6 protein-coding genes and 2 pseudogenes are annotated in these 11786 nt (G+C 43.3%); all 8 read right to left on the bottom strand.

Features of this window, described 5'->3' with window-relative positions; all coding sequences use genetic code 11:
- Nucleotides 1–821 (bottom strand): annotated as a pseudogene (locus RMY00_RS29185) (integrin alpha); the annotation flags it as partial.
- A 56-nt stretch (nucleotides 822–877) separates the two neighbouring features.
- A pseudogene (locus tag RMY00_RS29180) lies at nucleotides 878–1104 on the bottom strand (hypothetical protein); the annotation flags it as partial.
- Nucleotides 1105–1132: 28 nt separating this feature from the next.
- Nucleotides 1133–3706, bottom strand: coding sequence for a hypothetical protein (locus RMY00_RS29175; protein ID WP_322650874.1), 2574 nt, complete (start codon nucleotides 3704–3706; stop codon nucleotides 1133–1135).
- A gap of 827 nt (nucleotides 3707–4533) precedes the next feature.
- A complete protein-coding gene (gene nifJ / locus RMY00_RS29170) occupies nucleotides 4534–8235 on the bottom strand; it encodes a pyruvate:ferredoxin (flavodoxin) oxidoreductase (protein ID WP_322650873.1) in 3702 nt (1233 codons plus the stop codon).
- A gap of 316 nt (nucleotides 8236–8551) precedes the next feature.
- Nucleotides 8552–9409, bottom strand: a complete 858-nt coding sequence (locus RMY00_RS29165) for a nucleotidyltransferase domain-containing protein (protein ID WP_322650872.1) — start codon at nucleotides 9407–9409, stop codon at nucleotides 8552–8554.
- 26 nt (nucleotides 9410–9435) lie between these two features.
- On the bottom strand, nucleotides 9436–10188 hold the full coding sequence (locus tag RMY00_RS29160; RefSeq protein WP_322650871.1) for a DevA family ABC transporter ATP-binding protein: 753 nt from the start codon (nucleotides 10186–10188) through the stop codon (nucleotides 9436–9438).
- A 61-nt stretch (nucleotides 10189–10249) separates the two neighbouring features.
- Complete coding sequence (gene devC / locus RMY00_RS29155) at nucleotides 10250–11416, bottom strand: ABC transporter permease DevC (protein WP_322650870.1); 1167 nt, start codon at nucleotides 11414–11416, stop codon at nucleotides 10250–10252.
- A 14-nt stretch (nucleotides 11417–11430) separates the two neighbouring features.
- Nucleotides 11431–11766, bottom strand: a complete 336-nt coding sequence (locus tag RMY00_RS29150; protein ID WP_322650869.1) for a DUF2834 domain-containing protein — start codon at nucleotides 11764–11766, stop codon at nucleotides 11431–11433.
- Between the last annotated feature and the right edge of the window lie 20 nt (nucleotides 11767–11786).

Raw genomic sequence — 11786 nt, 5'->3', positions numbered from 1 at the left:
ATAATCAGGTCGTCAATGCCATCATTGTTGATGTCCCCTGCATTGCTGACTGAGTAGCCTGAGAAGTCTCTTGCTGCAATGCCGTTAATTAAAAAGCCATTAGTGCCATTCAAATCAGAAAGGTTGAGGCTGCCGCTACTGCCAAGATTTGCCCCCCCAAATACTACATAGCTTTGCCCAGCAAATTTTTTGCCGTTGGGGGAGGCACCACTTGCGCCAATAATCAGGTCGTCAATGCCATCAGCGTTGATGTCCCCTGCATTGCTGACTGAGTTGCCTAAATTGTCACCTGCTGCAATGCCGTTAATTAAAAAGCCATTAGTGCCATTCAAATCAGAGGGGTTGAGACTGCCGCTACTGCCCAGATTCCTCCCTCCAAATACTACATAGCTTTGCCCAGGTCGAGCACCAGAGATGTCGTTGGGGGAGGCATTATTTGCCCCAATAATCAGGTCGTCAATGCCATCATTGTTGATGTCCCCTGCATTGCTGACTGAGTTGCCTGAGAAGTCAGATTCTGCAATGCCGTTAATTATAAAGCCATTAGTGCCATTCAAATCAGAGGGGTTGAGACTGCCGCTACTGCCCAGATTCCTCCCTCCAAATACTACATAGCTTTGCCCAGGTCGAGCACCAGAGATGTCGTTGGGGGAGGCATTATTTGCCCCAATAATCAGGTCGTCAATGCCATCATTGTTGATGTCCCCTGCATTGCTGACTGAGTAGCCTAAGAAGTCAGATTCTGCAATGGCGTTAATTATAAAGCCATTAGTGTCATTCAAATCAGAGACGTTAAGGAAATTGAATAATGAATTAGCCATAATTACCTCTCCCACATAATATAGTTATTAATCTGCCAACGTGTATCTACCTCAGTTTAAGCTTGTTCTAACAAGTGCTTGGCTACTTCGGGTTTACTTTTGGTGAGCATTTTGAAGCGATTTTCTTGATACATCGAATTTTCTACGGATTGCGTAGGCGATCGCATAACCAAAAAGCAACCGATTTTTACCTTGTTGAGCAACTCTGGATTATGCCGATACAGCAATCAACGACCTGATTCTACCAGAGTTGATGATTCATCCCTGTGGTCTTCAAGATTCCAAGCTTGGAACTTGATGTTTTGAACGAACTATGCTTGCAGGACAAAATCTGATGCCATAAGAGTAGGCGCACCAGTTAGAGTTGCAAATAGACCACCACTGCCAAAACCAGGCGTGCAGCCATTAGGGTTGTAGAACAATTGCCCACTCACAGAATCGTAGACAATTTTTGCCGTGCTAGTCGCCACAGAAGAAGTTATTTTAAAATCATTGGCGTTACTAAAACCTGTTCCCGTAGCAGAAGTAATTGCATTAAAGGTAGTCTTATCTAAGATAATCTTGTCACCTTGGGGACTGTTAAAGTCACTAATGGTATCTACACCAACAGCATCCGAGGCAAAGGGAGCATTGGTATTGTAAAGGAACTTGTCAGCACCCGCACCACCGACAAGGGTATCATTACCAGCACCACCGATGAGAATATCATTGCCAGCATCGCCCCGCAGCAAGTCATCACCACTCAAGCCATTGATTTTGTCGTCACCCCCTTGACCATTAATTACATCATTGGAGTAGTCAAAACCCGTGATGTTATTGTTTAAATCATTAAGGAAGGTGACAGTGTTTCTGTTGAAAATGCTAGTTTGAGTGGAGTTTGCATTAATCACATCAAAGCTATCAGTAATCCTAGTTTGCCCATCAAACAAAATATTGCCAGTCGCTGGTTTTGAAGAAATTACTGGCAGGTTATCCAGGTTTTCTAAGAGGAAGTTTTGCAGAGTTACTTTGGTGGATGCAACATTTTCAAAGGTAACTTCTAAGTTGTTGCCTTTTTGAGTGAGTTGCAGATTTTGGGCAGTTAAGCCATTACCTATAAATTGCAGTGTATCAACATTGGCAATCACAGCCGATGATGGGTTGTAGCCCTGACCTACGCCAGCAAAATCAGTGATAATGTCATTGGCATCGCTAGAGTGAAAGACAAACTTATCTTGACCACCGTTGCCTGTTAGGGTATCTTTAGCATTTAACCCATCAATGTTGTTGCTAGGTTTGCCAAAGAGGGTATCTGCACCAGGAGTTCCAGTCAGCTTACCAGGGGTGCCGCCACTGCCGATGTTCTTCCCCCCAAATATTACATCGCTTTGCCCAGCAGCAGAGATGTCGTTGCGGGAGGCAAAAGGTGCGCCAATAATCACGTCGTCAATACCATCAGCGTTGATGTCCCCTGCATTGCTGACTGAGGCGCTTGTAGAGTTACCGGATCCAATGCCGTTAATTAAAAGGCCATTAGTGCCATTCAAATCAGAGAGGTTGAGGCTGCCGCTACTGCCCAGATTCCTCCCCCCAAATATTACATAGCTTTGCCCAGGAAAATCTTCGTAGTTGTAGTAGTCACCAGATGCCCCAATAATCAGGTCGTCAATGCCATCAGCGTTGATGTCCCCTGCATTGCTGACTGAGATGCCTGAATTGTCACCTGCTGCAATGCCGTTAATTATAAAGCCATTAGTGCCATTCAAATCAGAGAGGTTAAAGGTGCCGCCACTGCCGATGTTCTTCCCCCCAAACACTACATAGCTTTGCCCAGCAAGAGAGTTGCCGTTGGGGGAAGCATATAGTGCCCCAATAATCAGGTCGTCAATGCCATCAGCGTTAATGTCCCCTGCATTGCTGACTGAGATGCCTGAGGTGTCATATTTTGCAATGCCGTTAATTAAAAAGCCATTAGTGCCATTCAAATCAGAGGCGTTGAGGCTGCCGCTACTGCCCAGATTTGCCCCCCCAAACACTACATAGCTTTGCCCAGCTTCGGTGATGCCGTTGGGGGAGGCATATAGTGCCCCAATAATCAGGTCGTCAATGCCATCAGCGTTGATGTCCCCTGCATTGCTGACTGAGTAGCCTGAGAAGTCACGTTCTGCAATGCCGTTAATTAAAAAGCCATTAGTGCCATTCAAATCAGAGGCGTTGAGGCTGCCGCTACTGCCCAGATTTGCCCCCCCAAATACTACATAGCTTTGCCCAGCAAATTTTTTGCCGTTGGGGGAGGCACCACTTGCCCCAATAATCAGGTCGTCAATGCCATCATTGTTGATGTCCCCTGCATTGCTGACTGAGTTGCCTGAGAAGTCAGATTCTGCAATGCCGTTAATTATAAAGCCATTAGTGCCATTCAAATCAGAGGGGTTGAGACTGCCGCTACTGCCCAGATTCCTCCCTCCAAATACTACATAGCTTTGCCCAGGTCGAGCACCAGAGATGTCGTTGGGGGAGGCATTATTTGCCCCAATAATCAGGTCGTCAATGCCATCATTGTTGATGTCCCCTGCATTGCTGACTGAGTTGCCTGAGAAGTCAGATTCTGCAATGCCGTTAATTATAAAGCCATTAGTGCCATTCAAATCAGAGAGGTTAAAGGTACCGCCACTGCCCAGATTCCTCCCCCCAAACACTACATAGCTTTGCCCAGCACGAAAGTTGCCGTTGGGGGAGGCACCATATGCCCCAATAATCAGGTCGTCAATGCCATCACCGTTGATGTCCCCCCCATTGCTGACTGAGTAGCCTGACAAGTCACCTGCTGCAATGGCGTTAATTACAAAGCCATTAGTGCCATTCAAATCAGAGACGTTAAGGAAATTGAATAATGAATTTGCCATAATTACCTCTCCCACATAATAGTTATTAAATAGTTATTGACTGCGTGGTTAATATATCAACATATCAACTCGGAAAAAGATAAATTAAGGGTTTAGACAAAACATCCCACTTTTTTACAAAGTATTCCAAAATTATTAGGTACGCTCTAAAACTCTCTTTTGATCTCATCCATCACTAGTGAAGAACTCGATTAACGACCCAATAACAATACTCCATAATTACCGTAGCACCTCGTAGCGCGTCTTGTAGCACAGAGTTGATCTTTGGTGGTTTGATCGGTTGGTGCGATGCCTAACGGCGGGCTACGCCTACGCTAAAGTTGTTTCTTGAAATCTCGTTTCTAGGTAAAATCCGGAAATGCTTTTGCGCGAGGCGGAACCTCATAGTAGGCATTACGCGTCTCCAAGAGTTGCGTTAGTTAGTAAATCTTGTGTGCAACATGCTCTTGTGTTCGAGGATGACAGGCGATCGTAGACATCGCAATCCTTTTACAGATTGTGTTAAGGAAGGAAACCCAACATTTACGCGTTTGTTAGCTAAAATTTAGGCTTAACACAACTTAAACCACAGCGTTAGTAACGAAAATCACGACTTTAGTAACCAAAATGATGATTTTGTAACGAAAAATCTAGTGTTTGTAACGAAAATCACGATTTTACTAACCAAAATGATGATTTTGTAACGAAAAATCTAGTGTTTGTAACGAAAATCACGATTTTACTAACCAAAATGATGATTTTGTAACGAAAAATCTAGTGTTTGTAACGAAAATTGCGACTTGAGTTACTCAAGTCGCAATGTTTATAACTAAAATCAGGGCTAATGTTCAGAGAATATCGCGCTTTGCCAGATATTGGTACATCTGCCAACGTGTATCTACCTCAGCTTGCGCTTGTTCTAACAAGTGCTTGGCTACGTCTGGTTTACTCTTAGTGAGCATTTTGAAGCGATTTTCTTGATACATCGAATGTTCTACAGATTGCGTAGGCGATCGCATATCCAATTGCAATGGATTTTTACCTTGTTTGAGCAATTCTGGATTATGCCGATACAGCAACCAACGACCTGATTCTACCAAAGTTTTCTGATGATTCATCCCTGTGGTCATATTAATGCCGTGGGCGATGCAGTGGCTGTAAGCAATAATTATTGATGGGCCATCATAAGCTTCTGCTTCCAGAAATGCTTTCAGGGTATGTTCATCTCTAGCACCAAGGGCTACACTTGCTACGTAAACATTTCCGTAGGTCATGGCAATCATCCCTAAATCTTTCTTCGGTGCAGGCTTACCACTGGCGGCATATTTAGCAACTGCGGCTCGTGGCGTAGCTTTGGAAGATTGACCGCCTGTATTAGAATACACTTCTGTATCCATTATTAAGATGTTCACATTTCGACCACTAGCAATTACATGATCGATACCACCAAAGTCAATATCATAAGCCCAACCATCACCGCCAACAATCCAGACGCTTTTTCTCACCAAGTAGTCTGCAAGGGATTTTAGATTTTGGATTTTAGATTTTAGATTCGGATCGAAAGTTACAATTTCATCTAGCTTCTGCTGCAATAGTTCTATCCTTTCGCGCTGTTCCCAAATGTCAGCCTCAGATTTTTGTTCAGCTTTCAGGATTGACTCAATTAAATCATCAGGAATTACTGATTGGTAAATTTCCCCATTCCCCACTCCCCATTCCCCACTCCCCAATTTTTGCAAAAGTTCCGCCGCAAACTCAGCTTGTTTGTCGAGGGAGAGGCGGAAGCCAAAACCGAATTCGGCGTTATCTTCAAATAGATTATTAGACCACGCGGGGCCGCGTCCTTCGGCGTTGGTTGTCCAAGGTGTTGTGGGGAGGTTCCCACCATATATTGAAGAACAACCTGTAGCATTGGCGATGACGGCGCGATCGCCAAACAATTGTGTTAATAATTTCAGATAAGGTGTTTCACCACAACCTGCACAAGCACCAGAGAATTCAAATAAAGGTTCTTGCAGTTGTTGTTGGCGAATCTGGTTTAATTTTAGCGATCGCCTGTCAGGATTAGGTAAACTCAAAAAGAAATCCCAGTTTTTCCGTTCTTGTTCTCGCAATGGCAACTGCTGTGCCATGTTAATCGCTTTCCGCAATGGCTCAGATTTATCTTTAGCAGGGCAAATATTTACACAAATAGTGCATCCTGTACAATCTTCTGGGGCAACTTGAATGGTAAATTTTTGATTGGCAAAGTCTTTATCTTTTGCACCAGTTGACTTGAAGGTTTCTGGTGCATTCACTAACTCATCGGCTTGATAAACCTTTGCCCGGATGGCACTGTGAGGACAAACCATGACGCACTTACCACATTGAACGCAGACATCCGGCTCCCACACAGGTATTTCTTCGGCAACATTACGTTTTTCCCATTTGGCAGTACCTACGGGAAAGGTGCCATCAACTGGTAATGTGCTAACAGGTAAGTCATCACCTTCCCAAATCATGATTTTGCCCAGAACTTCTTGCACAAATTCAGGAGTAGAGACACGATTAATCGCGTCTGTACAAGAGTTTGGAGTAGAGACGCGATTAATCGCGTCTGTGCGGATTGTTTGGGGAATATCTACTTTATGCAAGTTGTCTAAGGTGTTGTCTACAGCTTGCAAGTTCATGCGGACAACTTCTACGCCTTTTTTACCGTAGGTTTTTTCAATTGCTTGTTTGATTTTAGCGATCGCTTCTTCTTGCGGCAAGACACCTGCTAGGGCAAAGAAGCATACTTGCATAATAGTGTTAATTCTTCCACCCATGCCACTTTCGCGGGCAACTTGGCTAGCATTTATTACGTATAACTTCAAATGCTTGTCGATAATTTGCTGCTGCACCTTTAGCGGCAGATATTCCCAGACGGTATCTGCATTGTGTGGACTGTTAAGCAGCAAAGTCGCCCCAGGAATAGCAGCCTTTAAAATGTCTATGCGTTCCAGAAATCCCCAGTGATGACAACCAATAAAGTTAGCTTGGTCAATCAAGTAGGTAGAGCGAATTGGCTCTTTACCGAAGCGGAGGTGAGAAACGGTCATTGAGCCAGATTTCTTAGAATCAAAGACAAAGTAGCCTTGGGCGTAATTGTCGGTTTCTTCACCAATAATCTTAATAGAATTTTTATTAGCCCCAACAGTACCATCAGCACCTAACCCATAGAACATTGCCCGAACAACATTATCCGATTCTGTAGAGAAATTAGGGTCATAGCTCAAGGAAGTATGACTAACGTCGTCATTAATCCCAATCGTAAAGTGATTTTTTGGTTTAGCTTGAGCAAGGTTATCAAAAATGCCCTTCACCATCGCCGGCGTAAATTCCTTAGAAGAAAGACCATAACGACCACCAATGATTTTAGGCAGAGGGGCAGAGGGGCGGAGGGGCAGAGGGGAAAGACTTACTAAAACTTCCCCTCTGCTCCCCTGCTCCCCTGCTCCCCTGCTCTCATCCCCCCACGCCTCATGGATAGCAGCCACAACATCTAAATACAAAGGTTCCCCAGCGCTACCTGCTTCTTTGGTGCGGTCGAGAACTGCGATCGCTTGTACACTAGTTGGTAATACTGCAACAAACCTTTGGACATCAAAGGGGCGATAAAGTCGCACTTTCACTACACCAAGTTTTTCACCACGGGCGTTAAGATAATCTACTGTTTCATGGACGGTTTCACAACCTGAACCCATAAGAACGATAACGCGCGAGGCATCCTTAGCGCCGTAATATTCATAGATTTGGTAATGCCTTCCCGTGCGTTCTCCAAATTCATCCATGATACGCTGGACAATATCTGGACAAGCGTTGTAGTAAGGGTTAGCTCCTTCCCGTCCTTGGAAGTAGACATCGGGGTTTTGGGCAGTACCGCGCAATACTGGACGATCTGGGGTGAGGGCACGGCTGCGGTGGGCAAGTATTAGGTTATCGTGGATGAGCGATCGCAAATCATCATCTGACAGCAATTTGACTTTCTGCACTTCATGGGAAGTACGGAAACCGTCAAAGAAATGCATAAACGAGACTCGCGTCTCTAAGGTAGCAGCATGGGCAATGAGAGCAAAATCTTGGCTTTCCTGCACCGAAGCGGAACACAGCAGGGCAAAACCAGTCGCACGAGCTGCCATAACGTCACTATGGTCGCCAAAAATTGATAAGGCATGAGTAGCCAAAGAACGGGCGGCAACGTGAACCACGGCGCTAGTCAGTTCACCAGCAATTTTATAGAAGTTGGGTATCATCAACAATAAACCCTGAGATGCCGTGAAGGTGGTACTCAGGGAACCTGTTTGCAATGCTCCATGTACAGCACCAGCCGCTCCCCCCTCGCTTTGCATCTGCACAACGCTAGGAATAGTACCCCAGAGGTTGGGACGACCTTCTGCTGACCAAGCATCTGCCCATTCACCCATTGCTGAAGAGGGGGTGATGGGATAAATAGCAATCACTTCATTTAATTTGTAAGCAACACGGGCAACAGCCTCATTCCCGTCAATGGTTGCAAAGGTTTTGTTCATAATATGATTTTTGTCCCCGCCTCTAAGCTGCATTATCAGAACATGTGAATATAAGAATCAGAAATAGCCAGTACTAGAAAGTAAACGTATTATCTGCATTAAAAATTTCACGGTAGGATTTACTCCGTGTTTAAAGGATATGTTGATACCTTTAGGCTCTTAAATTAACTTTCAATCAATACTGCATCTATTAATATCTCATCCGCAATACTGCATCTATTAATATGTATTAATAATGTACTCAATGACTAAAGTCTTTGATTTAAAAGACTTTTAGATAATATATTCTTTTTTGTGGGGTACAGGGACGGGAACATTACATTACTAATCGCCGATTTCCATACCATTGACTCAAATCATCCTCAATCGCCTCAAGAATTGCGATCGCCTCAGTTATTGATTTTGCATCGGCAGTTAAAAGTGCAAACGCTCGCTCAACCCGTTGTTGATAGTCCTGTGGGCAAATAGCGAACTTATTAGCAATTGCGAGTGCCCCTTTTTCATTCAACAGGTAATCTTCATTGAGCGCAAATAAAACTTGATTCATACACGCCACACTACGGAAACAACAACCTGCTGCATAAACAATATCATTGCGGGCGATTGCCTTTTTTGCGACCAACAGCGAGAAACTTATCTCCCAGGCGAAAGTATCAATAGTTGCCTGTTTCAGCCCAACTGGATAAGGCTTTGTTTTAAGCTTCAAAGCTTCTAAAACACCATTATGGTCGTAAAGTGCGTGACAAAAAGCAATTTCTCCCATATAAATCGAGGATACAAAACCATGAGGATGTCCTGGTTGATAATCAATAGTAATTTGTCCAGCATGGCAATCATCAATGACACGATTTACCTTCACCAAATCACGATAGAGAAAATCTACACCTACACCTTGAACCTGTAGCCAACCACCACCGTTAATCCACTTTCCCCATTCGCCGATCGCAGTAATCAAATTTACGCGATGGTTATCATCAAGCTCACAGGCGAGGCGATTTAGAGCAATTAAATCGGGCGGTTTTTCTGGATTGTAATAAATCCCCAAATCCACATCTGACTTTAGGGTATGGTTGCCTCGTGCCCGTGAACCACCCAATGAGACGGCTATAATTCCCTCAATTGACTGCAAATTTGAAACAATATAGTTGATGAATTGAGGTGATTCTTTATTCATAGATTTTTGCAAATTAGGAATTAGTATTACTTGCTTGTTGTGATAGAATCTACGCCATCTGTCTTCAACTGACCATCTTCCATATAAATGATGCGATCAGCAATATCGAGGATGCGGTTATCGTGGGTAACTAGCAAAATTGTACATCCTTGTTCTTTAGCTAGCTTCTGCATTATTTCTACGACATCGCGTCCAGATTTTTTGTCGAGTGCAGCAGTAGGTTCATCTGCTAAAACAATCTTAGGATGGCTAACTAAAGCACGAGCGATCGCAACCCGTTGCTTTTGCCCTCCAGATAGTTTCTCTGGGTAATAATCTATACGATCTCCTAAACCGACAGTTTCCAAAATAGCGATCGCTTTAGCATCAATATCCTGATTTAAAAAATCCTCGTGCAACTCTAAAGACATCCGCACATTTTCTCTTGCTGTCAAAAAAGTCATTAGGTTATGAGCTTGGAAAATATAGCCAATCTGGCGACGAAGTTTAGTTAATTGCAGCTTTTTAGCGCCACGAATTTCCTCCCCTAAGATTTTGAGACTACCTTCTTGAGCAGAACGCAATCCACCCATTAAGGTTAACAAGGTGGTTTTCCCCGAACCAGAGGGGCCAGTCATAATAACAATTTCCCCAGCCTTAATCTCCAAATTAATATCGAATAATACTTGTTTGCGAAGCGCACCTTCACCAAAATAGTGGTTAAGATTACTGATAGAAATTACAGATTCTAAAACAGAAAGTGTCGAGTTATAATTTTCTGGTAAAGATTTTTGCAACATAGGATTTTATCGGGCATTGGGTATAAGAAAATAATTCTTGTAGAGACGCGATTCATCACATCTAAAAAACATCGGCAGGGTCAGCAGCTCGTAACTTCCGCATTGCGATCGCTCCAGAAACACTACACATAATCACGGTCAAAATCCAAACCTGGATCGCCCGTTCCATTTTCATAAAAATAGGAAGCATCGTCGCAGCGTAGGTGACTTGATACAATCCAAAAGAAAGGATGAATCCAGGCAGAAAACCTAAGATAGCCAATAATAATGCTTCTTGAATTAGAACTCCTAAGAGATAATTATCGGTGTATCCCATTGCTTTGAGGGTGGCATATTCTGGCAAGTGGTCAGAAACATCCGAGTAAAGGATTTGGTAGACAATCACGATGCCAACAATAAACCCAACTGCTGTACCTAAACCGAAAATAAAACCAATGCCAGTACCTTGTTCCCAGTAAGTTCTCTCCACTTTGGCAAACTCTTCTGGAGTCAGGACTCTGACATCTTTAGGTAGTCCATTGACAAGTTGCGATCGCACTTTTTCTGTATCGGCATCTGGTTTAAGCGTAATCAATCCAACTTCGATGCGATCGGGTTGACGCTGTGGAAATAGCTGAAGAAAGGTCGAATCACTAGTGATCACATTACCATCGGCAGCAAAGGAAGCACCATCAGTAAACAAGCCCTTAACAAAAACCGCTTTACTATTCAGTTCCGTGTCAAATTTGCCTGTTTTCTTAAAAATATCGCCAACTGCCCCGTATTCTGGACGACCTGCCTGATCGAACAGAACTTGATACAACTGTTTAAGGTGATGCTGATTTTGTTTAATTTCGGGTGATTTGAACGGTGATTGTGCCGGATCGACACCCCAAACCAAAATGGCACGCTCAAGACGTGTTTCAGGATTTCGCCACTGTCCAGTACTGATGTAGACAGAATTAACTGACTGAACACCTTCATAACCTAATGTTTGATATAGTCGCTCTCTGGAAAAGTTTTTTACAGAAAACAAAGTTTGAAATTGGGGACTAATTAAAACCAAATCTGCCTGTAAATTGCGATGAGGTTTCACAGCAGCATCAAAAAGCGCACTTTCAAATCCCAACTGGATAAACATCAGCATATCGGCAAAGGTAATACCTGCGACTGCAACAGCCAGACGAGTTTTTTCTTTCATTAACTGCCGCCATGCTAGCGGCGTTTTGCGAAATAGTTTAGAAAACATATTTAAAAAAACCTTTAATAACCCAGTGTTTTAGCTTGCTGTTCAAGCTGTCGTTCTCGCATGAAAAGAAATAAGGGAAGACCTAAAGAAACACCCACTAAAAGATTACAGATAACGTAAACCCAGAGATTTTGCATTTTCAAACGTGTTCCTTCCCAAAATACCAATGTCCACAAGACTAGGGATGAAACAATAACATCCATGCCAAATAAACCAGAAATTTTGTTGGCAAAGAGTTGTTCAAAAAACAGCTTTATATCAAGACCATGCTCTAAAATGAATGGAGCAAACTGAGAATAAGGTAGAACGAAGCCAAGTACACAAAGTAGAAGATATATGACTTTAACCATGATTAAATTCACGTTATAAA

Source organism: Nostoc sp. ChiVER01 (assembly GCF_034531155.1).
Taxonomy (GTDB): Bacteria; Cyanobacteriota; Cyanobacteriia; order Cyanobacteriales; family Nostocaceae; genus Nostoc.
The sequence above is the reverse complement of the archived record's forward strand: the minus strand, read 5'-3'. Positions and strand labels throughout refer to the sequence as shown.